This window comes from Stenotrophomonas humi (assembly GCF_001431415.1).
Lineage (GTDB): Bacteria > Pseudomonadota > Gammaproteobacteria > Xanthomonadales > Xanthomonadaceae > Stenotrophomonas > Stenotrophomonas humi.
In genome coordinates this window covers 107133-131360 of the sequence record NZ_LDJI01000009.1, presented here as the reverse complement: position 1 = coordinate 131360, position 24228 = coordinate 107133, and the positions used below count along the sequence as shown (strand labels likewise).

The window sequence follows — 24228 nt, the reverse complement described above, 5'->3', positions numbered from 1 at the left end:
CATTCCGTGCATGCAAGTGATGCAAGGTCCTCCGCATCTTGATGCAGGGGAGGGCGTGCCGTGCTTTCCTCGCGGATGAGATGGCACTCATTGCGTTGGACGTGGTGTGGCGTCGCGTGGAATCCGGCGGGTCTGCACGCTCGGCAAAACTCATGCAGGCGCCCGGCATTTTCTTTGCAGGTATATTTGTGTGAACGCAGATTGCCGACAGGGGGCATGTAATGAGCGGTGAGATGAAAGGAGCGAAGAAGCCGACGGCAGCGAGTTCCAAGGGTTCGCCCTTCGCGTTCTTCAAGGGTACACAGCCGGAAACCACTGGAGATCCCAAAGCGGGTGCAGAGGCGGCAGCCAAGGTTGCCGATGCGGTCAAGGGCACCTCCGAGGCGGAGGAGCGGACTGATCGGGCGTGGGGAAAGGACGACTATGCCTTCTTCTCGGAATGGCTCAAGGCTGCCGTGGATCCGGAAGAGCGGCTCACCGTGGGCCGGATGTACAGCGACATGCGTGACAACGCACGGGCCCGGCAAGGGCAGGATCGGGATGGGCGAAGCCGACTGTTCAAGGCAGCACTAGCCGTGACGGCCATTGCGGTGGTGGGTACCGGCTATCTGGGTGTCCAGTACATGAAGAGCAGGATCGAGCGCTGATCTGGGGATTGGATTCCGTCCTGCCGCAGGACGTCGCCACGCCTCACTGCGGCGCCCGGGCAGTGACAATCATCAATGCCAGCGCTACCAGCATCAAAGCAGCAAACAGCAGTGGCTTCAGGCGCGGCCCCGATGCGGCTTCCTCAAGCGGGGCCGGCATGCGTTGGATCAGGCCTTCGGGGAAGTGGTTGTCAGCCATGTTCTGGTCGCACGCGTCCTCGCACGCGCCACATTCGATGCAGCTGCTGGAATGCCCGTTGCGGATGTCCAGGCCTATCGGGCAGACGCTCAGGCAGTGGCCACAATCGGTGCAGTCGCCGAGATGGGCCGGATTGAACTTCGGCAGGGCGCCGGCGATGGCGGGGTGGGCCGCGCGGAAAACGTAGTCGCTGGCGGTTGTTGGATCCAGCAGTCCACGTGTGCGGTGCAATGCACTGAGGCTGCCCGGTTCGCGCGGGCCGCGGGGTTCGCCGCGTCGTGCGTTGTACTGAACCGTAGGCGTGCGCGCATCGGCAATGAGGTGCTGCATACGGCTGTAAGGGCACAAGTGAGTGCAAACCTGCTCATGCAGGTAGAGCACGTTCGCCCAGGTGGCCAATGCGTAGAACGCTATCCAGAAGCACTGCCATGGGCCGAGCGACAGCTGCAGCAGATCTGCGAGGATTTCTCCGATGGGGCTGAAATAACCGATGAAGCTGATGCCGGTCCATAGCGAGATGAGCACCCACAAGGCGTGGCGCAGAATCGGACCGAAGCTGCTGGCCGGCCCATCGAACGTAGTCAGCCGATCAAGTCCGCGAAAGACGCGGGTCAGCACGGTTTGTGGACAGACGTGGCTGCACCACAAGCGCCCGAACAACACCGTGACCAGGCACAGTGCCGCCATGCCGGCGATCACCAGCCACAGCAGCGGGAGGGCATTCTCCGGCTGCAGCGTGAAGCCGAGCAGGTGGAACCGGCGCGCGGAAAGGTCCAGCAACAGCGCAGGCTGCGCGTTCAGCTGCAACCACGGCAGCAGATAGAACGCGCCCAGCAGTGCCAGTGCAACGGCCGTCCGCAGTGCGGTGCGCGCCCGTTTAGCCTGTGACACGCTCATTCGAAACCGCTTCCGGTGTTGTCGTCCTTGCGTGGGCGCAGCAGCAGGGCAGTGAAGGCGCTGGCAGAGGCGGTGGCCAGCCATAGCAGCAGAAAGCCGAGGGTGTAGCCGAACTCACGGCTGATGACATGTCCGGGCAGGCTGATGGCGGCCAGCTTCAGTGGATCGACCAGCGAGAAGAACAGCGCTGCGGCCACGGCAGCTGCGAAGAAGCTGGGCCAAAGGACCGTGCCCAGTTGCTGGAGGGTGGTGCGGGGCGGTGACGGGGCCGGGTCGAGTTCGTTCATGGGTCCGGGTTTGCGCAAGCAGGCCTGGCCGGAGAAAGCGCTGGCGCCAAAGCAGCACGTCCCCAGGCGAAATGGTGAGGACCTCAGCCTAGGGAGCGACCTGCTGAATGGCCTTGATCTGAATCAAGCTGATGGGTCTTCCGATTGATCTTGCTCAAGGCAGGGCCCCCGTTGCTGGCGGATGCTGGGCGCCATGGACACCAAACCTGCACTGCTGAACCCCCTGGGCTGGACCTTCGACCCGGAGCTGCTGCGCCGGCACGACCGGCCAGGCCCGCGTTACACCTCTTACCCCACCGCGCCGCACTTCCATGACGGCTATGGAGAGGTGCAGTTCAAGGCGGCCATCGCTCGCAGCAACAATGCCGGGCGGCCGGTTTCGCTGTATGTGCACGTGCCGTACTGCACCAGTCCGTGCTTCTACTGTGGCTGCAACCGGATCATCAGTCGTGACCGCAGCAAGGGCGAACATTACGTCGACCAGGTGCTGCTGGAGGCTGATCGTGCGGCGCCCTTGTTTGCCGATGCGCGGGAGGTGATCCAGCTGCATTTCGGTGGGGGTACGCCGAACTTCCTGGAGCCGGCACAGCTGCGGCGGTTGGTCGAAGGCCTGGGACAGCGTTTCAACTTCAGTGAAAGCGCCGCGCGCGATTTCTCCATCGAGCTGGACCCGCGTTCGGTAAGCGTGGATGACATCGCGGTCCTGGCCGAGCTGGGCTTCAATCGTGCCAGCCTCGGTGTGCAGGATTTCGACCCGGTGGTGCAGCGGGCGATCAATCGCATCCAAGGCGTCGAGGACACGATGGCCATCATCCAGGCCTGTCGCGACAACGGCATGCGTTCGGTCAACGTTGACTTGATCTATGGCCTGCCGCTGCAGACGCTGGAAGGCTTCGGGCGCACGCTGGACACGGTGATGGCCGCGCGGCCGGATCGACTGGCCATCTACGGTTACGCGCACCTGCCGCATATGTTCAAGGCGCAGCGGCAGATTCCGGATGCCGATCTACCCAGCCCGGAGCAGAAACTGGCGCTGTTGGGCCTGGCAGTGGAGCGTTTGTCGGCGGCGGGTTACCAGTACATCGGCATGGATCACTTCGCGCTGCCGGAAGAAGATCTGTCGCGCGCACAACGCGCCGGCAGCCTGCACCGCAACTTCATGGGCTACACCACCCATGCTGATACCGATCTGCTGGGCCTGGGCGTCAGTGCCATCAGCCGCATCGACAACAGTTACAGCCAGAATCCGCGCGATCTCAAGGATTGGGAGGCGCGTCTGGACGAAGGCGGCTTGCCGGTGTGGCGTGGGCTGGAGCTGGACCAGGACGATGTGCTGCGCGCGGAGCTGATCCAGGAGTTGATGTGCCACGGCAAGGTTGACGGTTACGCACTCGGCAAGCGCCATGGCATCGATTTCGACAGCTATTTCGCCGAAGAGCTGGATGCACTCCAGCAGCTGCAGCGTGATGGCCTGGCCAGCTGCAGCGACGGGCGCCTTGCCGCTACCCGCCAGGGGCGCCCGCTGCTGCGGCTGATCGCGATGTGTTTTGATCGCTATCTGAAGGCGCCACAGCAGCCGGCGCGCTATTCCCAGGCCATCTGACGCCACTTTTCCGGGCGGGATCGCAGCTCGCGATTCACAATCGCGGCCCGATCAGGCACGCTATTGCGACGCCCGGGTGGCGAAACTGGTAGACGCAAGGGACTTAAAATCCCTCAGCTGCAAGGCTATGCGGGTTCGATCCCCGCCCCGGGCACAACTTTGCACAATCGGGAATGGCATGAGTGCCCAGATCACCGCCGCGGCCTCGCCGCGGATCGCCATCATTGGTCTGGGCTATGTTGGCCTGCCTTTGGCCGTTGAATTCGGCAAGACACTGGATGTGCTGGGCTATGACATCAATGTCGCCCGCGTGGCCGAGCTGCAGCGTGGCCACGACCACACACTGGAACTGGATGACGCTGAATTGATCAGCGGTGTTCATGCGCGCTACACCGCCAATCCAGCGGAGCTTGCCGCACGCAACGTGTTCATCGTCACCGTGCCCACGCCGATTGACGTTCATGAGCAACCGGATCTTGAGCCGCTGCGTCAGGCAAGCGTGCTGGTCGCTGGCATGCTCAAACGCGGTGATCTGGTGATCTACGAATCCACCGTTTATCCGGGCACCACCGAAGAAGTCTGCGTGCCGCTGCTGGAGCAGGGTTCGGGGCTGCAGTTCAATGCTGATTTCTACTGTGGATACAGCCCCGAGCGGATCAGTCCGGGGGATCGTCTGCGGCGTCTACCCGACATCCGCAAGATCACTTCCGGTTCCACGCCGGAAGCGGCTGCCGTGGTGGACGCGCTGTATCAACGCATCATCACCGCCGGCACCTGGCCGGCATCGTCCATCCGCGTGGCCGAGGCGGCCAAGGTGGTGGAGAACATCCAGCGCGACGTGAACATCGCGCTGGTCAATGAGCTGGCCCTGATCTTCGATCGGCTCGATATCGACACGCTCGATGTCCTTGAAGCGGCCGGTACCAAGTGGAATTTCCTGCCGTTCCGGCCGGGCATGGTGGGCGGGCATTGCATCGGCGTTGATCCGTACTACCTGCTGCACAAATCCGAAAGCGTGGGCTACCACCCTGATCTCATCCACACCGCGCGTCAGGTCAACAACCGCGTGGTCGCGCATGTGGTGTCGCGTGTGCGCCTGTTGCTGGAAGGCAGGGGCAAGCCGCTGCAGGGGGCACGGGTGCTGGTGTTGGGTGTGACCTTCAAGGAGGACTGTCCGGATCTGCGCAACAGTCGTGCGCTGGACCTGGTGCAGATGCTGTCTGCCGCTGGTGCGCAGGTGGATGCCTGCGACCCTTGGGCAGAGCAGGGCGGCATGCATGGCTTGGGCGGTGTAGAACTTGTGAAAGCCCCGTCCCAAGGCACTTACGACGCTGTGGTGCTGGCGGTGGCGCACCGTCAATTCCGCGATTTTGATGGGGCAACCATCCGCGCGCTGGGTGTGCCGGACGTGGTGGTCTACGACGTCAAATCGGTCTGGCCCAGGCAGGCAGTGGACGACCGGTTGTAGAATCCGCCATCCCTGAAGTCGAGGAAGGCAATGCATCGCTACCTGGTTTATGTGCTGGCACTGATTCTGCTGCCGGTAACGCTCGCTCTGGCGACCCACTGGCCCGCCTGGTACTGGGGCGTTGCCCTGTTCGGCATCATGTCGCTGCTGGGTACCTGGGATGTGCTGCAACGGCGCAGTGTGCTGCGTCGCAACTACCCGGTGCTGGCGCACTTCCGCTATGGCTTTGAATCGATCGGCCCGGAAATCCGCCAGTACTTCGTACAGAGCGATCTGGAGGACGTGCCGTTCTCACGCCAGCAGCGGCAGCTGATCTACCAGCGCTCGCGCAATGAAATGGACGTGGTGCCGTTCGGCACGCTGCGCAGCACCTATGCGGTGGATTACGAATGGCTCAACCATTCGATGGCGCCGACCAGCATTCCACACCATGACTTCCGCGTGGTGATCGGTGGCGAATGTGCCAAGCCGTATTCGGCCAGTGTGTTCAACATCTCGGCGATGAGTTTTGGTTCGTTGTCGGCCAATGCCATCCGCGCCTTGAACAAGGGCGCAAAGCTCGGCAGCTTCTATCACGACACCGGCGAGGGTTCGATATCGCCCTACCACCGCGAGAACGGCGGTGACCTGGTGTGGGAAATCGGTTCGGGCTATTTTGGTTGCCGCGATGAGAACGGCCGCTTCAGCGAGGAGCGTTTTACCGAGAACGCCAGCAGCGATCAGGTCAAGATGATCGAGATCAAGCTGTCGCAGGGTGCCAAGCCCGGCCATGGCGGGGTGCTTCCGGCGGCCAAGGTCAGTGCGGAAATTTCCATCACCCGCGGTGTGCCGATGGGCGTGGACTGCGTGTCACCATCCAAGCATTCGGCTTTTTCCACGCCGGTGGAACTGCTGCAGTTCGTTGCACGCCTGCGTGAGTTGTCCGGCGGCAAGCCGGTTGGCTTCAAGTTGGCGCTCGGTCATCCATGGGAATGGTTCGGCATCGCCAAGGCGATGTTGGAAACCGGGCTGTTGCCGGACTACATCGTGGTCGATGGTGCCGAAGGCGGCACTGGCGCATCACCGGCAGAGTTCATCGACCACGTTGGCGTGCCGATGAACGAGGCGCTGATCCTGGTACACAACACCCTGGTCGGCCTGAATCTGCGTGACCGCATCCGCCTCGGCGCAGCCGGCAAGGTGACCAGTGCGTTCGACATCGCCCGCACCATCGCGCTCGGTGCGGACTGGTGCAATGCCGGCCGCGGCTTCATGTTCGCGCTGGGCTGCATCCAATCGCTGAGTTGCCACAACGACAAATGCCCGACCGGCATCGCCACCCAGGATCCGAGCCGCTGGCGTCACCTGGAGCCGATGGACAAGGCGCAGCGGGTGTTCAACTACCATGAGAACACACTGCGTGCGTTGCGCGACCTGCTGGGTGCGGCCGGTTTGAATGATCCTTCCGAGCTGGGTCCGGAGCACATCCTGCGCCGTGTCTCGCCGGTGGAAATCCGCTCGCTGGCCGCGCTGTACCGTTATCTTGCGCCGGGCGAACTGCTCAACAAGGTGCCGGAGCATGTGGTGTTCCGCGAGTACTGGGCCGATGCGCGCAGTGATTCGTTCATCCCGCCGGCACGGATTACCGCACTGCGTTCGAGCAAGCTGCGCTGAAATCGCGCAGCGCGTGAAGCGGAGCCAGGCTCCGCTGCGGTTTACCGCCGCTGCGCGCTGCATGTGATCAAGTCCGTGGGCCGGGGTGGGAATCCAGCCCACGCACTTCCTGTAGCGCGGAGTCATGCTCCGCGGAAGCTTGACCGGTAATGCCTCGGGCCGAGCATGGCTCGGCACTACGAGTGATCGTCGTCGACTCTATTTGCCCAGCCAGCGAATCACGCCGTCCGCCGCATGCAGCCCGCTGGCGTAGCACGCGGTGAGCAGGTAGCCGCCGGTTGGCGCTTCCCAATCCAGCATCTCGCCTGCGCAGAACACGCCGGGCAGGGCGGTCAGCATCAGCGCGTCATTCATTGCTTCCAGTCGCACGCCACCGGCGGTGCTGATGGTTTCGGCCATCGGGCGCGGGCGCAGCAGTTGCAGGGGCAGGTGCTTTAGCGTGCGCACGACGGCGGCGATATCGTTGCCGGCATCCTTGCCCAGCACTTCAAACACCAAGCCGGCCTTCACCGCATCCAGCCCTGCGGCACGGCGCAGGTGTTCGCCGAAGCTGCGGCCCTTGCGTGGGCGGCCGAGGTCGGCGAGCAGGCGTTCATCGTGGCGGCCCGGTACAAGGTCCAGTTCGAGGCGTGCCTGTCCATCGCGATTGAGGGTTTCGCGCAGGTCAGCCGAAAGCGCGTAGATCAGGCTGCCCTCGATACCGTATTCGCTCACCACGCACTCGCCCTGCAGTTGCTGTGACTGACCTTGCAGATCGTGCCAATGGGCGACGACCGGCTTCAGTGGCGCGCCGGCATGGCGTTGGCTGAAGTGGGGTGTCCAGTCGATATCGAAGCCGCAGTTGGCCGATTGCAGTGGCGCGGTATCCACGCCGCGCTCCTGCAGGATCGGCATCCAGCTGCCATCAGAGCCCAATTGCGGCCAACTGCCACCGCCCAGCGCAAGTACGGTGGCGTCGGCCTGCACGGCGATCTCGCCGTCCTCGGTAGCCATGCGCAGGCTGCCGTCCGCATTCCAGCCCAACCAGCGATGCTGGACATGGAAGCGCACGCCGCGTTCTTTCAGTCGCCGTACCCAACCACGCAACAGCGGCGCCGCCTTGCGATCTACCGGGAATACGCGTCCGGAGCTGCCGACATAGGTTTCCACGCCAAAACCGGCTGCCCAGTCGCGCAGCGCCTGCGCATCGAAGCCATCGAGCCAGCCGCCGACGGCGGCCTGTCGCTCGCGATAGCGCGAGTCGAACAGTGGGCGTGGATCGGAATGGGTGAGGTTGAGCCCACCTTTGCCGGCGATCAGGAATTTGCGCCCGGGTGAGCCCTTGGCCTCATACAGATCCACCTGCAATCCGGCCACGCACAGATGTTCGGCAGCGAACAGCCCGGCCGGGCCACCGCCGATCACGGCAACGCGCTTGCCGGCAAGGCCGGTATCAGCGTGGCTGGACATCAAGCAGTTCTACATCGAAAACCAACGAGGAGCCGGCCGGGATCGGCCCGGTGCGGCGATTGCCGTAGCCGTATTCGGCAGGAATCATCAGCGTCCGCTTGCCGCCGACCTTCATGCCGGCAAAGCCTTCATCCCAACCGCGGATGACCTGCTTTTCGCCCAGGTTGAAGCTGAAGGGTTCGCCACGGTCCACCGAGCTGTCGAACTTCTCGCCATGCTTGTCGGCGGTGCGTTCGTCGTACAGCCAGCCGGTGTAATGCACGGTGATCTTGCTGCCAGCGACGGCTTCGGCGCCGCTGCCTGGCTGGGTGTCGATACGCTCGAACGTGGCGATGCTGCCACCCGGCGGCGGGCCCGGCGGGGTGCAGCCGGCGGCGAGCAGGGACAGCAGAAGCGGGATGAACAGACGGCGCATGAGCAGCTCCAGCGGAAAAGGCGTGCAAGGGTAGCGCATCGCTGGCGGGTATCATTGAGCGATGGCCAAGCTGCTCCTCAATCTGCGCAATGTCGGTGACGATGAAAGTCACGAAGTCGGCGAACTGCTCGATCTCAACCACATCCCCTGGTATCGCACCGAACCCAGCCCGTGGGGTATTTCCAACGGCGGCATCTGGTTGCGTGACAACGAAGACCACCCGCGCGCCAAAGCGTTGATGGCGACCTATCAGGCTGAACGCAGCCAGCGCATGCGCGCCGAACGCGAGGCCGGTTTGCAGGATGGCACCGCACAGACGTTCAGTAGTTTGTTCAGGCAGCGCCCGTTGTACGTGATTGCGGTGCTGCTGGGCATGCTGGCTGCCGCGGCGCTGGTGCTGCTGCCGTTCGTGCTGCTGCGCGGCTGAGGCGGCCAATAGTGCGGCTGGCCGGTACAATACGGCCCATGATCGTCAATACCGCCGCCTACCATTTCGTCCCCCTTCCCGATGCCGACGCGCTCAATGCGGCGCTGCTGGAACGTGCCAAAACGCAGGAGCTGCGCGGCACCATCCTGGTGGCGGGCGAGGGCATCAACCTGTTCCTGGCTGGCAGTCGCGAAGGCATTGATGCCTTTTACGCGGCGCTGAAGGCCGACGCGCGTTTTGCCGACATGCGCGTGAAATACAGCTACAGCCAGATGCAGCCGTTCGCGCGGCTCAAGGCCAAGGTCAAGTCCGAGATCATCAGCTTCCGTCGCGATGACGGCCAGCCGCTCGACTACCCGCGTGCACCCAGCGTTGCTCCGGCCACCGTGCAGCGTTGGCTGCAGCAGGGCCATGACGACGACGGCAAGCGCGTGGTGATGCTCGATACGCGCAATGAACAGGAATTCGCACACGGCACCTTCACTGGCGCGTTGACCCTGCCGATTGGCAAGTTCACCGACCTGCCGGCGGCACTGGAGCCACACCGTGAAGGCCTGGCCGACGCCACCGTGGTGAGTTTCTGCACCGGCGGCATCCGTTGTGAGAAGGCCGCGCTGTGGATGCAGAACGACGGCATGCACAACGTGCTGCAGCTGGAAGGCGGCATCCTGGGTTACTTCGAGGAAGTGGGCGGTGAAGGCTATGACGGCCGCTGCTTCGTCTTCGATGAGCGCGTGGCGTTGGACGCCCAGCTGCAGCCGCTGGTGGATCGCGACGAAAGCCAGGCGGCCTGAAGTCGGGCCAGCGAGCTGGGGTGGCACAGGGCGGCCTGCCCCGTAACAGGCTTGGGACGTCAGGCTGTTCCATTCCAGAAAACAGCGTTCAGGCAACAGCGGTTCCTTTACGATCCAGCGGCCCCATGTCGTTTCCATCATCTCTGGAAGCCGCCACATGATTCCTCTTTCCGTTCTCGACCTTGCCCCCGTTTGTGAAGGTTCCAGCCCACGGCAGGCCTTTGGCAACATGCTTGATCTGGCCCAGCATGCCGAACGCTGGGGCTACCGCCGTTACTGGCTGGCCGAGCACCACAACATGCCGGGCATCGCCAGCGCCGCCACCTCGGTGCTGATCGGTCACGTGGCTGGCGGGACCTCGACCATCCGTGTCGGTGCTGGCGGCATCATGCTGCCCAATCACTCGCCGCTGCAGGTCGCCGAGCAGTTCGGCACGTTGGCCTCGCTTTACCCGGGGCGGATCGATCTGGGTCTCGGTCGCGCACCGGGTACCGATCACGCCACCGCGCGTGCGTTGCGCCGCTATTTCGACAGCGCCGATCAGTTCCCGCAGGATGTGACCGAGTTGCTGCATTACTTCGCGCCGGCGCAGCCGGGGCAGAGTGTGCAGGCCGTGCCCGGCGCCGGAGTGGATGTGCCGGTGTGGCTGCTCGGCTCCAGCCTGTTCAGTGCGCGGCTGTCGGCAGCAATGGGCTTGCCGTTCGCCTTTGCCTCACACTTCGCGCCGGATTCCATGGATGAAGCGCTGGCGCTGTATCGCCGGGATTTCAAACCGTCGGAGCATCTGAGCCAGCCTTACGCGATCCTGGCGTTGAATGTCGTTGCCAGTGAGTCGGAGGCCGAGTCGCGGCGCCTGTTCACCACCCAGCAGCAGAGCTTCGTGAATCTGCGTCGTGGACGCCCCGGGCAGATTCCGCCGCCGGTGGAAGACATCGAGGCGTTCTGGGAGCCGCACGAAAAAAGCGGCGTCGAGCGGGCACTGGCGTGTACGGTGCTGGGCGATCCAGCCCAGGTGGGCGAGGGCTTGCAGGCATTCGCACAGCGGCATCGTCCGGACGAAATGTTGCTGACCGCCAACATCTTTGATCACACCGCGCGGCTGCGGTCGTTCGAGCTGGCCATGCAGGCATGGCAGGCATCGCACGCATAACAGTGCCGCAGATGTAGGGCACTGCACGAACGTGTAGGAGCGGCTTAAGCCGCGAAACCAACAATGCCTGTGAAAACGCAGAAGCCTGCAATCAAGCACTCAACGATTGCAGGCTTTCTATGCCAAGCAGGCAGCTCGGTAGATGCCGCCCACACAACCGCAGCTGCGTCAGCCGCCGGTCCAGCGCTGCACCAGTTCGATCACGCCGTTCACCAGCTGCCCCGAGCTCAGTCCGAAGAACAGCACCGCAGCGACTGCTGCCGCCCAGTTGACCAGCATCAGCGCGCCGTCGCGTTCGATCAACGCCAGTGCAAACAGCAGCAGCTGGAAGCCGAACAGATAGTTGGTGAACGGGATCGGCAGCGACAACAGCACGCCGACCAGAATCAGTAGTGCGCCGGTGAACATCCGCGCCGGCAGTGGGCTGATCAGCAGCGGCAAACGCGGCTTGAGCATGCGGTCCAGACGTCGCAGCGGGCGACTGATCTTGCCCAGGAACGTATGCATGGTGCCGCGCTTGGGGCCGCGCCGGGCAATGAAGCCCGGCAACCACGGGCGCGACAGGCCGCACAGCAGCTGCGCGCCGATCAGCAATACGAGTGGCCCGCTGACCGCGCCGCCGATGCCGGGGATCGGTATGAAGGCCGGCAGGATCGCAATGAACAGAAACATGCCGAAGGCGCTCTGCTCCAGTCCCTGCAGGATCTGGCCCAGGCTCAGCTGCTCGGCCGGGTCGCCGCGCTCGAACATCCCCAGCAGCGTACGGATGCCCTCGTTCTGGTAGGCGCCGTCCTGCACGGTGTCGTCGGGACGATCAGCCGGTGGTGTCATCAGCATCTTCTTCCGGCAGCTTGCGCAGCAGCAGCTTGTCGATACGTGCGCCATCCAGGTCGACGATCTCGACCCGCCAGCCGGCCCAGTCGAAATACTCGCCCGCGTGCGGAATGCGCCCGAACTGGTGCATGCACATGCCAGCCAGCGTGTAGTAGTCGCCTTCCTCGGCATCCGGCAGCTCGGCGCCTTCCATTAGTTCGCGCAGGTCGTCTACCGGCAGCGAGCCATCGACCAGCAGTGAACCATCGGCGCGGGTCACCACCAATGCGTCTTCGTCCGAGTTTTCAGTGGCCTGCAGGCGGCCAACCACTGCACCCATCAGGTCGGAGATGGTCACCAGGCCCTGGATCTCGCCGTATTCGTCCACCACCAGCGCCATCGACTGGTGTTCTTCGCGGAAGATCTCCAGCAGCTTCATCGCGTGGGTGGATTCGGAGACATACAGCGTCTCGCGCAGGTTCTCGAACAGTGAGCCATGGGCGCCTTCCAGGCGCGTCACCAGGGTCTTCACCTCGAGGATGCCGGCGATGTCCTGGTCGTTGCCCCGATACACCGGGTAGCGCGAGAACGCATGGTCACGCATGGTGTGAAGGTTTTTGGCGGGGTCGGCGGTGGTGTCCAGCCAGGCAATGCGGTTGCGTGGGGTCATCAGGCTGTCGGCGGTGCGGTCGCCCAGGCGCATGACGCGATTCATCATGTCGCGCTCATGCGAGTCGATGACGCCGGCCTCGTGGCTTTCGGCCACCAGCATGCGGATCTCTTCTTCCGTGACCGATGCCGACTCGGTCTTGCCCAGCCCGATGATGCGCAGCACCAGCTGGGTGGAGCGCGACAGCAGCCATACGCCCGGGGCGGCAATTCGGGCCAGCCAGCTCATCGGCACCGAGACGAAGCCTGCAATATCTTCAGAGCGGGTCAAGGCGAGGCGTTTTGGCACCAGTTCGCCGAAGATAAGTGTCAGATAGGTGATCAGTGCGACCGCCAGCACCTTGCCGATGAAGCTTGAGTACGGCTGCGGCTCACCGACCAGCGAGAAGGTGGCCGACAGCGACGGGAAGGCCGCCTGCAGCTGTTGGGCGATCGCGCCGCCGATGGCATCGCCGCCGTAGACACCGGTCAGGATGCCGATCAGGGTGATGCCGATCTGTACCGTGGACAGGAAATTCTCTGGTTTTTCAGAGAGTTCAAGTGCCCGCGCGGCGCGCTTGCTGGAGCTCGCCATCTGCTTGAGGCGGCTTTTGCGCGAGGTCATGACCGACATTTCGGACATGGCAAAGAAGCCGTTGAGCAGGATCAGCGCGAGTACGATAAAAAATTCAAACACGGGTCTCTCCCCGGGTTGGTGGCGGGGAGGGCGGGTGTTTGCGATGGCCACAGGCGCTCAGGAGCGGAGTCCGGCGCGGCGGCGGGGGGTAAGGGTCGTCGTCCATAGGGTGCGCCACGAAGGCGCCGGGGGATATTAGCAAACCCGGCGGGGTGAGCGGCAACGAGTCGTTCACAGGACAGGCCCGGCAAGCTGCGGGAATACCCGAGATGCCATCTAACCGTCATAATCCGCCCCGGTGTCGTCCCTCCCGCGACGGCGAATAGGTTTCTCATGTTCTCTCTGCAGACCATTTTCGGTTCCGGCAAACAGTTCTATACCCTGCTGGACGAGGCTGCCCAAGCCGCCCAGGACAGTGCCAAAGCGCTGCATTCGATGCTGCGTGAAGCAGATCGTCAGCCGGCCCTGGACGCATTCAAGCTGGCCCGCCTGCGCGAGCGCGCCGCCTCTGACAAGATCAGCCAGGCGTTGGTGGACAGCTTCATGACGCCGATCGAGCGTGAAGACATCGAAGCGCTGGGTTCGGCGCTGTACAAGATTCCCAAGCAGATCGAAAAGTTCGCGGATCGCTACTCGCTTGCGACCACGCACCTGGAACACATCGACTTCGCCCCGCGTGCGGCGATGCTCGAGCAGGCGGCCAGCGTCGTGGTGGACATGGTCAACGACCTGCGCCACATGAACCTGGATCGGATGACCGCACTCAACGAGAAGCTGCGCTCGCTGGAGAACGAAGCTGACCGGCTGATGCTCGAGCTGTACCGCGACATCTACTCCGGGCGCCTGGACAACCTGCAGATGTTCCTGCTCAAGGAATTCTTCGAGATCCTGGAAAAAGCCATCGACCGCTGCCGTGAAGCAGGCGTCGTGGCTTACCAGATCGTCCTGAAAAACAGCTGACGGACGCCCGCATGCTCACCTTAGTTCTGGTGGTGATCCTGGCCGCGCTCGTCTTCGAGTTCATCAACGGCTTCCACGACACGGCCAACTCCATCGCCACCGTGGTGGCAACCAAAGTGCTATCGCCCGGTTGGGCGGTGATGCTGGCCGCGTTCATGAACCTCATCGGCGCGCTGACCGGCACCGCGGTGGCGCTGACCATCGCCTCGGGCCTGCTCAACACCAATGTGATCGACGTTACCCCGCAGGTGATTCTGTGCGCGCTGTTGGGCGGCATCATCTGGAACCTGATCACATGGTGGAAGGGGCTGCCGTCCTCGTCCTCGCATGCCTTGATCGGTGGCCTGTGCGGCGCGGGTCTGGCTGCAGCCCACAATAACTGGGATGTGCTGATCTGGTCCGAGCGCCTCGGCACCTGGGCCCAGAACAAGGGTCTGTTGTGGAAGGTGTTCCTGCCGATGATCACCTCGCCGATCGCCGGCTTCCTGCTTGGCATCGTGGTGATGTGCCTGTTGTGGGCGATCATCGCTGGCATGGCCAAGGTCGGTGGCTGGATCGGCCGCCTGGCGCGCCCGCGCATCGTCAACGCGTTCTTCGGCAAGGCGCAGATCGTGTCGGCGGCCTACATGGGCTTTGCCCACGGCCACAACGATGCGCAGAAGACCATGGGCATCATCGCCATGACCCTGATCGGCGCCGAAGCGACTGGCGCGTTGAACGACCTGCCGTCGTGGCTGGCCTTCATGCATCCGGACGCGAGCGCCGGTGACGGCATCGCGATGTGGATCGTGCTGACCTGCGCCGTGGTGATGGCTGCCGGTACCGCGTCGGGTGGCTGGAAGATCATCAAGACCCTGGGTCACAAGATGGTCAAGCTTCATCCGATTCACGGCTTTGCTGCGGAAACCAGCTCGGCCACCATCCTGACGCTGGCCGCGCACTTCGGCATGCCGGTTTCGACCACGCACAGCATCTCCACCGCGATCATGGGTGTGGGCTTTGCCAAGAATCCGCGTTCGCTGCGTTTCGGTGTGATCGAGCGCATCGTCTGGGCGTGGATCCTGACGATTCCCGCGGCGGGTGGTTGCGCCTATCTGATCCTGAAGGGGTTCGAGATGGTTGGCTGGCACTGAGCGGTGCTATAAGTGCAAAGAAAAAGCCCGCCGAAAGGCGGGCTTTTTTGTGTCTGCAGGAAAGGTGGCACGGGGCTCGGTCGCGATCCGTGCGGATGATCGGGGCATTAAAAAGCCCGCCGATGGAGGCGGGCTTCTGCCGGGGGTGAAATCCCGGCGTCGCGATGTCTGGTTGCCCTTGAGTGCCGGGTTGGGATTTCCTGGCATCCCGGTCTTCGATGAGCTCGGGGTGTCAGGCTTCCAGCGAAGCCAGATCCCCCTTGCTCTCCAACCAACCCTTTCTGTCAGCAGCACGCTTCTTGGCCAGCAGCATGTCCATCAACGAGTGGGTCATCTCGCCATCATCCACGGTCAGCTGCACCAGGCGGCGCGTATCGGGATGGATGGTGGATTCGCGCAGCTGTGGCGGATTCATCTCGCCCAGGCCCTTGAAGCGGGTCACGCTGACCTGGCCACGGATCTTCTCGCGTTCGATCTTCTCCAGCATCGATCGCTTTTCCTCTTCATCCAGTGCGTAGAACACCTGCTTGCCCACGTCGATGCGGAACAGTGGTGGCATTGCCACGAACACGTGGCCGGCATCCACCAGTGACGGGAAGTGCTTGAGGAACAACGCAGCGAGCAGGGTGGCGATATGCAGGCCGTCGGAGTCGGCGTCGGCCAGGATCACCACCTTGCCGTAACGCAGGCCGGACAGATCGTCCTTGCCCGGGTCGCAGCCGATCGCGATGGCCAGGTTGTGCACTTCCTCGGAGGCCAGCACGCTGCCCGAAGCGACCTCCCAGGTGTTCAGGATCTTGCCGCGCAGCGGCAGGATGGCCTGGAAGTCCTTGTCGCGGGCCTGCTTGGCGCTGCCGCCTGCCGAGTCACCTTCCACCAGGAACAGCTCGGTGCGCGACAGGTCCTGGCTGATGCAGTCGGCCAGCTTGCCGGGCAGGGCGGGGCCCTGGGTGACCTTCTTGCGGGTGACCAGCTTTTCGGTCTTCAGGCGCGCGCTGGCACGTTCGATGGCGATCTGCGCGATCTTCTCGCCCAGTTCCACGTTCTGGTTGAGCAGCAGGCTGAAGGCGTCATGCGCGGCGCCTTCAACGAAGCCGGCGGCCTGGCGCGAGGACAGTCGCTCCTTGGTCTGGCCGCTGAACTGCGGGTCGGTCATCTTCAGCGACAGCACGAACGAGACGCGGTCCCAGACGTCTTCCGGTGCCAGCTTGACGCCGCGCGGCAGCAGGTTGCGGAAGTCGCAGAACTCGCGCAGCGCTTCGGTCAAGCCGGTGCGCAGGCCGTTGGCGTGGGTGCCGTGCTGGGCGGTCGGGATCAGGTTGACGTAGCTTTCCTGCACCAGCTCGCCTTCCGGCAACCAGGCCACAGCCCAGTCGACGATCTCGGTTTCCTTCTTCAGGCTGCCGGCGAACAGGTCGGCCGGGAGCATTTCACGCTCGCCCAGCTCGGCCTTCAGGTAATCGCGCAGGCCGTCCTCGTAATACCAGGTGTCGACTTCGCCGGTGGCTTCCTCGGTCAGCTTGACGGTCAGGCCGGGGCACAGCACGGCCTTGGCGCGCAGCAGGTGGCGCAGCGCACGGACGTTGAATTTGTTGGTGTCGAAATACTTCGGGTCCGGCCAGAAGCGCAGGCGGGTGCCGGTGTTCTTCTTGCCGACGCTGCCCACCACTTCCAGTGGGCTGGCGCGGTCGCCATCACGGAAGGTGATGCGGTGCTCGCTGCCATCGCGGCGGATGTGGATTTCCACCAGATTGGACAGCGCGTTGACCACCGAGACGCCCACGCCATGCAGGCCGCCGGAGAAGGTGTAGTTGCGGTTGTTGAATTTGCCGCCCGCATGCAGTCGGGTAAGGATCAGCTCGACGCCGGGGATCTTCTCTTCCGGGTGGATGTCCACCGGCATGCCGCGCCCGTCATCGCTGACCTCGCAGCTGCCGTCCTTGAACAGCACCACTTCCACGGTCCGGGCATGGCCGGCCAGGGCTTCATCGACCGAGTTGTCGATGACTTCCTGCGCCAGATGGTTCGGGCGCGCGGTGTCGGTGTACATGCCAGGGCGGCGTTTGACCGGGTCCAGGCCGGAGAGGACTTCGATGTCGGCGGCGTTGTAACGGGCGTTCATGTATCTCGAATTAAGGCGCGAAGCGACGGGGGAGTTTGCGGTCTGTTGGCGATTTTTGCACGCAGGGCATTCAGGGCATGGCGAGGCGGGGCGAGGTATCCTGTACGCGGTTTGATGAGCTTCGCCTTTCCCGGCGGGCATATTGAGGAGCAAACGGATGAAATCGTCGAAATTGCTGGTTCTGGCAGCGGTTGCCGCCGCGGTGGTGGCGGTTCCCTTCGTGATGGCGCAGACCGCCGACAAGGCCAGGACGGGTGAAACCGCCCAGGCTGCCCCGGTGGACAAGGCGCAGAGCGAGGCGGAGCAGAAGGCCAAGCGCCGCGCCGCCGCCGCCGCGCAGGAAAAGGCGCAGGGTGACCAACAGGCCGCTCCGCGTGAAGAAGAGGAAGAGGAAGCCCGTCGTCGTCGCTGACGCGGTTTTCCCGGCATGACAGACGCCCCGGCTCAGGCTGGGGCGTCTTTTTTTTGAGGTCGCCGCATCCTGTGCTTGGGTGTTTAGGCGACAACCTTTAAACTAGGGCTTTCCGGGAGGCAGTGAGCCATGACCCCCCTTATTTTTGTTACCGGTGGTGTGGTGTCCTCGCTTGGCAAGGGCATTGCAGCCGCGTCCCTGGCCTCGATTCTCGAGGCGCGTGGCCTGAAGGTCACGATGATGAAGCTGGATCCGTACATCAATGTCGATCCAGGCACGATGAGTCCTTTCCAGCACGGCGAGGTCTACGTCACCGACGACGGTGCCGAGACCGATCTGGACCTGGGCCATTACGAGCGTTTTGTGCACACCCGTTTGAGCCGGAAGAATTCGGTCACCACCGGGCGTATCTACGAGAACGTGATCCGCAAGGAGCGCCGGGGTGATTACCTGGGCGCCACCGTGCAGGTCATTCCGCATATCACCGACGAAATCCGCCGCTGCATCGACGAGGCCACTGAAGGTTTCGACGTGGCGCTGGTGGAAATCGGCGGCACCGTGGGCGACATCGAGTCGCTGCCGTTCCTGGAGGCGATCCGCCAGGTGCGCACCGAGCGCGGCCCGGAGAAGGCGTTGTTCATGCACCTCACGCTGGTGCCGTTCATCGCGGCCGCCGGTGAGCTGAAGACCAAGCCGACCCAGCATTCGGTCAAGGAGCTGCGCTCGATCGGCATCCAGCCGGACGTGCTGCTGTGCCGTTCCGAGCAGGCGATTCCGGATTCGGAGCGCCGCAAGATTTCGCTGTTCACCAACGTTTCCGAGCGCGCCGTGATCAGCGTGCCGGACGTGGAAGTGCTGTACCGCGTGCCGATGGGCCTGCATGCGCAGGGCCTGGATGAGATCGTGGTCAACCAGCTCAAGCTCACCGACAAGGCCGGCCCGGCTGACCTGTCCGAGTGGGAGTCGGTGCTGGATGCGGCGCTGCACCCGTTGGACGAAGTGACCATTGCCGTTGTCGGCAAGTATGTCGATCACCAGGACGCTTACAAGTCGGTGGGCGAGGCGCTCAAACACGGCGGCCTGCGTCAGCGCACCCGGGTCAACCTGAAATGGCTGGAAGCACAGGAGCTGGAAGAGTCCGGGCTGGCTGGGCTGGAAGGCGTGGACGGCATCCTGGTGCCGGGTGGTTTCGGCGACCGTGGCTTTGAAGGCAAGGTGCTGACCTCGCAGTACGCCCGTGAACACAGCGTGCCTTACTTCGGTATCTGCTACGGCATGCAGGCGGCGGTGGTGGATTTCGCCCGCCATGTGGCCGGGCTGGAAGGCGCCAACAGCACCGAGAACGACCGCCAGTCGCCGAACCCGGTGATCGGCCTGATCACCGAGTGGCGCACCGCCAGTGGTGATGTCGAGAAGCGTGACGAGAAGTCCGACCTGGGTGGCACCATGCGCCTGGGGCTGCAGGAACAGCGCTTGAAGCCGGGTACCCTGGCTCACGAGCTGTACGGCAAGGACGTGGTGGCCGAGCGTCATCGTCACCGTTACGAGTTCAACAACCGCTACCGCACCCAGCTGGAAGATGCAGGTCTGGTGATCGCCGGCAAGTCGATGGACGACACGCTGGTGGAAGTGGTTGAGCTGCCGCGTGACAAGCACCCGTGGTTCCTGGCTTGCCAGGCGCATCCGGAGTTCCTGTCCACGCCGCGCGGCGGGCATCCGCTGTTCATCGGTTTCATCCGCGCCGCGCGCGAGAAGAAGGCCGGTGGCAAGCTGCTGAAGGAAGCAAGGGCCTGAGGCGCACGCTTTCCCGGTAGTTGAATGAAGGCAATGGCCCGCCCCGAGCGGGCCATTGTCGTTCAGGTCGGGCCGTTTCCGGGGCGGGGCCGCTTTCAGGCGAAAGCAACGCGCCGCGCTGGCCTGCGCTTCGTTTAAACTTCCAACGGTTTTTGTGTTTCCCGTCGATTGCAGACTCACCCAAACGAGCCTATTCCCCAGACCATGACCAACATCGCCAAGATCCACGCCCGTGAAATCCTCGACAGCCGTGGTAATCCCACGCTGGAAGCCGAAGTCACCCTGGCCGACGGCTCCTTCGGCCGCGCCGCAGTGCCCTCGGGTGCTTCCACTGGCACCAAGGAAGCGGTGGAACTGCGCGATGGCGACAAGACCCGTTATCTGGGCAAGGGCGTGCGCAATGCGGTGGGCAATATCAACGGCGCCATCGCCACTGCGCTTGCCGGCTTCGATGCCGATGACCAGCAGGGCCTGGATCGTCGCCTGATCGATCTGGACGGTACCGAGAACAAGGGCCGCCTGGGCGCCAATGCGTTGCTGGGTGTTTCGATGGCCGCCGCGCACGCCGCAGCCGCCTCGAAGAAGCAGGCGCTTTGGCAATACCTGGCCGGCAAGACCGGCGCCACGCCGTCGCTGCCGGTGCCGATGATGAACATCATCAACGGTGGCGCGCATGCCGATAACAACGTGGACTTCCAGGAGTTCATGGTGCTGCCGGTTGGCTTCAGCTCGTTCAGTGAATCGCTGCGTGCTGGCACCGAAATTTTCCACGCGCTCAAGTCGGTGCTGAAGGGCCACGGCCTGAGCACGGCAGTGGGCGATGAAGGCGGCTTCGCGCCGGACTTCCGCAGCAACGTCGAAGCGCTGGACACCATCCTGGAAGCCATCGGCAAGGCTGGTTACACGGCCGGCGAAGACATCCTGCTCGGCCTGGACGTCGCTTCCAGCGAGTTCTACGAGAACGGCAAGTACAACCTGGTCGGCGAGAACAAGCGCCTGACCTCCGAGCAGTTCGTCGAGTTCCTGGCCGACTGGACCACGCAGTACCCGATCATCACCATCGAAGACGGCCTGGCCGAGAACGACTGGGCTGGCTGGAAGCTGCTGACCGACCGTATCGGCAAGAAAGTACAGCTGGTGGGCGACGATCTGTTCGTCACCAACCCGAAGATCTTCGCCGAAGGCATCGAATCCGGCACCGCCAACGCCATCCTGATCAAGGTCAACCAGATTGGCACCCTGACCGAGACCCTGGAAGCCATCGCCATGGCCGACAAGGCCGGCTACGCCGCCATCGTCTCGCACCGTTCGGGCGAAACCGAAGACACCACCATCGCCGATATCGCCGTGGCCACCACCGCCACCCAGATCAAGACCGGCTCGCTTTGCCGCAGCGATCGTGTGGCCAAGTACAACCAGCTGCTGCGCATCGAGGAAGCCCTCGGTAGTGGCGCGCGTTACGCCGGCCGTGACGCGTTCGTGTCACTGAAGCGCTGACCCTGATGCGCAACTGGCGCTGGCTGCTGCTGGTGCTCGCGGTACTGCTGGCTTGGCTGCAGTACCGCTTCTGGTTCGGCCCGGGTAACTCGGGTGAAGTGATGATGCTTGAAGCGCAGGTCGCCAACCAGAAGCGGGACAACGATGGCCTGCAGCAGCGCAACGATGCGCTGGCCGCCGAGGTCAAGGATCTGAAGGAAGGCGAAGCGGCCATCGAAGAGCGTGCGCGTAGCGAGCTGGGCATGATCAAGCCCGGCGAGAAGTTCTACCGCGTGGTCGAGGACGCGCCGGTGCCTGCGCCGCGCGCGCCGGCGGCGGCGCCTGTCGAGCACAGTGACCCAACGCAATTGGAGACGGTGCCGTGATCACTCAGGTATGGGCAGTGGTTCCTGCCGCCGGCCGTGGCACCCGCTTCGGGAGTCCGGTACCCAAGCAGTATCTGCTGGCGGATGGCGAGCCGTTGCTGGCGCATGCTCTGCAGGCGTTGCTGTCGCATCCCGGCGTGGCCGGGGTTATGGTGGCCATTGCCGAGAACGATGCCGACTGGCCGGGCTGGACGTCGTTTTCCGACAAGCCGGTGCTCACCTGCGTGGGCGGTGAAACCCGTGCCGCATCGGTGCTGGCTGGCCTGCAGGCGTTGCCGGACAGCGTGCGCGCCGACGACTTCGTGCTGGTGCATGACGCCGCGCGCCCCAACCTGGCTGCCGTGGACCTGGGGCGATTGCTGGAAGTCGGTCGCGCCGATCCGGTCGGGGCGATCCTCGCCGCACCGGTGCGCGACACCCTCAAGCGTGCCGGCGATGACGGCGGCATTGATCGCACCGAGCCGCGCGAGCGGCTGTGGCGCGCCTTGACCCCGCAGTTGTTCCGCCGTCACCAGTTGACCCGCGCCTTGCTCGACGCCGGCAGTGCCGGTGTGGACGTGACCGACGAGGCGATGGCGATGGAGCGTCTGGGCGTTCGACCACTGCTGGTGGAAGGTGCCGAGAGCAACTTCAAGGTCACCACGCCGGCCGATCTGGCCCGCTTTGAATTCGAGCTGTCGCGACGCGACAGCTGATCCCTGTCGGCGCTTGCCGTCGACGCAGCCAAGAAACCGTATTGCCATGAATTCTTCTGCTCCTTTCCCGCCCGTCCGCATCGGCCAGGGCTACGACGTGCATGCCTTCGGCGATGGCGACCACATCATGCTCGCTGGCGTGCAGGTGCCGCACCGTTGCGGCGTGCTTGCGCACAGCGATGGTGATGTGGCGCTGCATGCGCTGTGCGATGCGATGCTGGGTGCGCTGGCGCTGGGTGATATCGGCGTGCATTTCCCGCCGTCGGATGACCGCTGGAAAGGCGCGGACAGCAGTCGCTTCGTCAGCCATTGCAACGAACTGCTTCGCGAGCGCGGTTGGCAGGTCGGCAATGCCGACATCACCGTGATCTGTGAGCGGCCGAAGGTTGGTCCACACGCGCTGGCCATGCGCGAGAAGGTGGCGCAGTTGCTGGGCATCGCGCTGGATCGGGTGAGCATCAAGGCCACGACCAGCGAGAAGCTCGGCTTCACCGGTCGCGAAGAAGGCATCGCCGCGCAGGCCGTCGTGCTGCTGGTGGCCGCATGAACGCACTGCCGTTGGCGTTCGGTGCGCCGCTGCTGACCGCTGCGATCCGCAGTGTGCCGGAAGATTTCCAGGTCGATGAGCTGCCCGCCTTCGAGGCGACCGGCGAGGGCGAACACCTGTTGCTGGATATCCGCAAGCGCGGTGCCAACACCGTGGCCATCGCCAAGCGCCTGGCGCAGTGGGCTGGCGTGCCGGAAATGGGCGTGAGCTATGCCGGGCAGAAGGATCGCCATGCGGTGACCACGCAACGCTTCAGCGTGCACCTGCCCAAGCGCGTCGCGCCGGATCTGGCGGCATTGGAGTCGGAGGAAATGCAGGTGCTGGCATCGACCTGGCACAACCGCAAGCTGCAACGTGGTGCCTTGGCCGGTAATCGTTTCAAGCTGGTGCTGCGCGATGTGCAGGGCGATCACGAAGCCATCGCCGAGCGGCTGCAGACCATTGCCGCACGCGGCCTGCCCAACTGGTTTGGTGAACAGCGGTTTGGCCGCGACGGCGGCAACGTGCCCGCCGCGTTGCAGATGTTCGCTGGCCGCCGCGTGCGCAAGGATCAGCGCTCGATGCTGCTGTCGGCAGCCCGGTCGGCGCTGTTCAACCGGGTGCTGGCCGCGCGCGTGGAGCAGGGCAACTGGGACACGCCGCTGGACGGCGAAGTGTGGATGCTGGACGGCAGTCGTTCGGTGTTCGGCCCGGAGCCGATGAGCGACGTGCTGGCGGAGCGTCTGGCGCGGTTCGACATTCATCCCAGCGCGCCGCTGTGGGGCGTGGGTGAGCTGCGTTCGACCGGTGCCGCGCGGGCGTTGGAAGACCAGGCCTTGTCCGACGAGCAGGCCATCGCACTGCGCGCCGGGTTGGAGCAGGCCGAACTCAAGCAGGAGCGACGCTCGTTGCGTCTGCGCCCTGCGCTGATGCAGCACGCCTGGCTGGATGCGCAGACGCTGGAGATTTCATTCGCGCTGCCCTCGGGTTGCTACGCGACGGCGGTGCTGCATGAGCTGGGTGAAGTGGTTGACGCCAGTCGTGGCGAAATCGACGCCAGTCGCAACGAAGTGGCGGCTGCAGAGTAAGTTGCCGCCTCAGCGGTTGGCCAGCAGCACCAGCACCGCGCCGGTGCCGCCCTGGGTCAATGGCGCGGAATGAAACGCCAGCACATCGTTGCGTTGGCGCAACATCCGATCCACGAGATTCTTCAGGACCGGCGCCCCGCCATCGGACTGCAGGCCTTTGCCGTGGATGATGCGGACACAGCCATGCTCGTGCGCGTGGGCCTCCAGCAGGAACTCGCGCAGCATCATTTCGGCCTGCGCGGCGGTGGCGCCGTGCAGGTCCAATTCATCCTGTACTGAATACTGGCCGCGCTTGAGCCGCTGGAACATCCGCGCTGGCAGGTTCTCGCGCCTGTAGCTGGCGACGTCGCCCGCATCCAATGGCCCGCTGGAGCGCAGCAGTCGGGCGAACTCACCCAGCGCTTGGGATTCATCCTGCTCGGCCATGCGCGCCCGCGGCTTGGGGCGGGGTTTGCCCGTGACCGGGGTCTCCACCGGGCGCATGGGCGTCACTTCGCCAATGGCCGAGCGGAACAGGGCGGCATCATCTTCATCTTCGGGGTACGACAT

The 24228-nt window shown here is 64.0% G+C and carries 24 protein-coding genes and 1 tRNA gene; 17 read left to right on the top strand and 8 right to left on the bottom strand.

What is annotated here, in order from left to right:
- Positions 1–221 precede the first annotated feature (221 nt).
- Positions 222–647 carry a hypothetical protein gene (locus tag ABB26_RS04915; RefSeq protein WP_057632510.1) on the top strand — a complete coding sequence of 142 codons (426 nt, stop codon included), beginning with the start codon at positions 222–224 and terminating at the stop codon, positions 645–647.
- Between the two features lie 43 nt (positions 648–690).
- Here the strand turns inward: ABB26_RS04915 and ABB26_RS04910 are convergent, their stop codons facing one another.
- Together ABB26_RS04910 and ABB26_RS04905 are read right to left on the bottom strand one after the other, a co-directional pair.
- Positions 691–1743, bottom strand: a complete 1053-nt coding sequence (locus ABB26_RS04910) for a 4Fe-4S dicluster domain-containing protein (RefSeq protein ID WP_057632508.1) — start codon at positions 1741–1743, stop codon at positions 691–693.
- Positions 1740–2030 (bottom strand): hypothetical protein, encoded by a 291-nt coding sequence (locus tag ABB26_RS04905; protein WP_057632506.1) that lies wholly within the window; start codon positions 2028–2030, stop codon positions 1740–1742. Before ABB26_RS04905 ends, ABB26_RS04910 begins: the two co-directional genes overlap by 4 nt.
- A gap of 193 nt (positions 2031–2223) precedes the next feature.
- Between ABB26_RS04905 and hemN the strand changes: the two genes are divergently transcribed.
- From hemN to ABB26_RS04885, 4 genes are all read left to right on the top strand, one after another.
- Positions 2224–3633: an oxygen-independent coproporphyrinogen III oxidase gene (hemN, locus tag ABB26_RS04900; RefSeq protein ID WP_057632656.1), complete on the top strand. Its 1410-nt coding sequence runs from the start codon at positions 2224–2226 to the stop codon at positions 3631–3633.
- Between the two features lie 70 nt (positions 3634–3703).
- Positions 3704–3787, top strand: a tRNA-Leu gene (locus ABB26_RS04895).
- Between the two features lie 24 nt (positions 3788–3811).
- Positions 3812–5101, top strand: a complete 1290-nt coding sequence (locus ABB26_RS04890) for a nucleotide sugar dehydrogenase (RefSeq protein ID WP_057632504.1) — start codon at positions 3812–3814, stop codon at positions 5099–5101.
- A 30-nt stretch (positions 5102–5131) separates the two neighbouring features.
- Positions 5132–6754: an FMN-binding glutamate synthase family protein gene (locus tag ABB26_RS04885; protein ID WP_057632502.1), complete on the top strand. Its 1623-nt coding sequence runs from the start codon at positions 5132–5134 to the stop codon at positions 6752–6754.
- A gap of 198 nt (positions 6755–6952) precedes the next feature.
- On the opposite strand, the gene ABB26_RS04880 is transcribed toward ABB26_RS04885, so the two are convergent.
- Both ABB26_RS04880 and ABB26_RS04875 read right to left on the bottom strand, forming a co-directional pair.
- Positions 6953–8203, bottom strand: a complete 1251-nt coding sequence (locus ABB26_RS04880) for a TIGR03862 family flavoprotein (protein ID WP_057632501.1) — start codon at positions 8201–8203, stop codon at positions 6953–6955.
- On the bottom strand, positions 8187–8618 hold the full coding sequence (locus tag ABB26_RS04875; protein ID WP_057632655.1) for an FKBP-type peptidyl-prolyl cis-trans isomerase: 432 nt from the start codon (positions 8616–8618) through the stop codon (positions 8187–8189). Before ABB26_RS04875 ends, ABB26_RS04880 begins: the two co-directional genes overlap by 17 nt.
- Positions 8619–8679: 61 nt before the next feature.
- Here ABB26_RS04875 and ABB26_RS04870 point away from each other — a divergent pair, with 61 nt between their 5' ends.
- The 3 genes from ABB26_RS04870 to ABB26_RS04860 all read left to right on the top strand — a co-directional run bounded on the left by ABB26_RS04870 (position 8680) and on the right by ABB26_RS04860 (position 10989).
- The gene (locus tag ABB26_RS04870; protein WP_057632500.1) at positions 8680–9045 is read left to right on the top strand and encodes a DUF6164 family protein; all 366 of its coding nucleotides are present in this window, start codon (positions 8680–8682) and stop codon (positions 9043–9045) included.
- Between the two features lie 38 nt (positions 9046–9083).
- The gene (locus ABB26_RS04865) at positions 9084–9839 is read left to right on the top strand and encodes a sulfurtransferase (protein ID WP_057632499.1); all 756 of its coding nucleotides are present in this window, start codon (positions 9084–9086) and stop codon (positions 9837–9839) included.
- Positions 9840–9996: 157 nt separating this feature from the next.
- Positions 9997–10989 (top strand): LLM class flavin-dependent oxidoreductase, encoded by a 993-nt coding sequence (locus tag ABB26_RS04860; protein WP_057632496.1) that lies wholly within the window; start codon positions 9997–9999, stop codon positions 10987–10989.
- Between the two features lie 168 nt (positions 10990–11157).
- Here the strand turns inward: ABB26_RS04860 and ABB26_RS04855 are convergent, their stop codons facing one another.
- Together ABB26_RS04855 and ABB26_RS04850 are read right to left on the bottom strand one after the other, a co-directional pair.
- Complete coding sequence (locus tag ABB26_RS04855) at positions 11158–11823, bottom strand: exopolysaccharide biosynthesis protein (RefSeq protein WP_425477242.1); 666 nt, start codon at positions 11821–11823, stop codon at positions 11158–11160.
- A complete protein-coding gene (locus ABB26_RS04850) occupies positions 11804–13147 on the bottom strand; it encodes a hemolysin family protein (protein ID WP_057632492.1) in 1344 nt (447 codons plus the stop codon). The genes ABB26_RS04855 and ABB26_RS04850 overlap by 20 nt, the downstream gene beginning before the upstream one ends.
- 273 nt (positions 13148–13420) lie before the next feature.
- On the opposite strand from ABB26_RS04850, the gene ABB26_RS04845 reads away from it, so the two are divergent.
- Entirely contained in the window at positions 13421–14047 is a 627-nt protein-coding gene (locus tag ABB26_RS04845) for a DUF47 domain-containing protein (RefSeq protein WP_057632489.1), read from the top strand.
- Positions 14048–14058: 11 nt separating this feature from the next.
- Positions 14059–15180 carry an inorganic phosphate transporter gene (locus ABB26_RS04840; protein ID WP_057632487.1) on the top strand — a complete coding sequence of 374 codons (1122 nt, stop codon included), beginning with the start codon at positions 14059–14061 and terminating at the stop codon, positions 15178–15180.
- A gap of 232 nt (positions 15181–15412) precedes the next feature.
- Here the strand turns inward: ABB26_RS04840 and parE are convergent, their stop codons facing one another.
- Positions 15413–17302, bottom strand: a complete 1890-nt coding sequence (gene parE / locus ABB26_RS04835; protein ID WP_057632485.1) for a DNA topoisomerase IV subunit B — start codon at positions 17300–17302, stop codon at positions 15413–15415.
- Positions 17303–17459: 157 nt separating this feature from the next.
- On the opposite strand from parE, the gene ABB26_RS04830 reads away from it, so the two are divergent.
- The 7 genes from ABB26_RS04830 to truD all read left to right on the top strand — a co-directional run bounded on the left by ABB26_RS04830 (position 17460) and on the right by truD (position 23679).
- A complete protein-coding gene (locus ABB26_RS04830; protein ID WP_057632483.1) occupies positions 17460–17714 on the top strand; it encodes a hypothetical protein in 255 nt (84 codons plus the stop codon).
- 129 nt (positions 17715–17843) lie between these two features.
- Positions 17844–19508, top strand: a complete 1665-nt coding sequence (gene pyrG / locus ABB26_RS04825) for a CTP synthase (RefSeq protein ID WP_057632481.1) — start codon at positions 17844–17846, stop codon at positions 19506–19508.
- A 204-nt stretch (positions 19509–19712) separates the two neighbouring features.
- Entirely contained in the window at positions 19713–21005 is a 1293-nt protein-coding gene (gene eno, locus ABB26_RS04820; RefSeq protein ID WP_057632479.1) for a phosphopyruvate hydratase, read from the top strand.
- 5 nt (positions 21006–21010) lie between these two features.
- The gene (gene ftsB, locus ABB26_RS04815; protein ID WP_057632477.1) at positions 21011–21370 is read left to right on the top strand and encodes a cell division protein FtsB; all 360 of its coding nucleotides are present in this window, start codon (positions 21011–21013) and stop codon (positions 21368–21370) included.
- Positions 21367–22065 (top strand): 2-C-methyl-D-erythritol 4-phosphate cytidylyltransferase, encoded by a 699-nt coding sequence (gene ispD, locus ABB26_RS04810; RefSeq protein WP_057632475.1) that lies wholly within the window; start codon positions 21367–21369, stop codon positions 22063–22065. The genes ftsB and ispD overlap by 4 nt, the downstream gene beginning before the upstream one ends.
- Positions 22066–22111: 46 nt before the next feature.
- Positions 22112–22612 carry a 2-C-methyl-D-erythritol 2,4-cyclodiphosphate synthase gene (ispF, locus tag ABB26_RS04805; RefSeq protein ID WP_057632473.1) on the top strand — a complete coding sequence of 167 codons (501 nt, stop codon included), beginning with the start codon at positions 22112–22114 and terminating at the stop codon, positions 22610–22612.
- On the top strand, positions 22609–23679 hold the full coding sequence (truD, locus tag ABB26_RS04800; RefSeq protein ID WP_057632471.1) for a tRNA pseudouridine(13) synthase TruD: 1071 nt from the start codon (positions 22609–22611) through the stop codon (positions 23677–23679). The genes ispF and truD overlap by 4 nt, the downstream gene beginning before the upstream one ends.
- 9 nt (positions 23680–23688) lie before the next feature.
- Here truD and ABB26_RS04795 read toward each other — a convergent pair whose 3' ends face one another.
- Positions 23689–24228 (bottom strand): Smr/MutS family protein, encoded by a 540-nt coding sequence (locus ABB26_RS04795; protein ID WP_057632469.1) that lies wholly within the window; start codon positions 24226–24228, stop codon positions 23689–23691.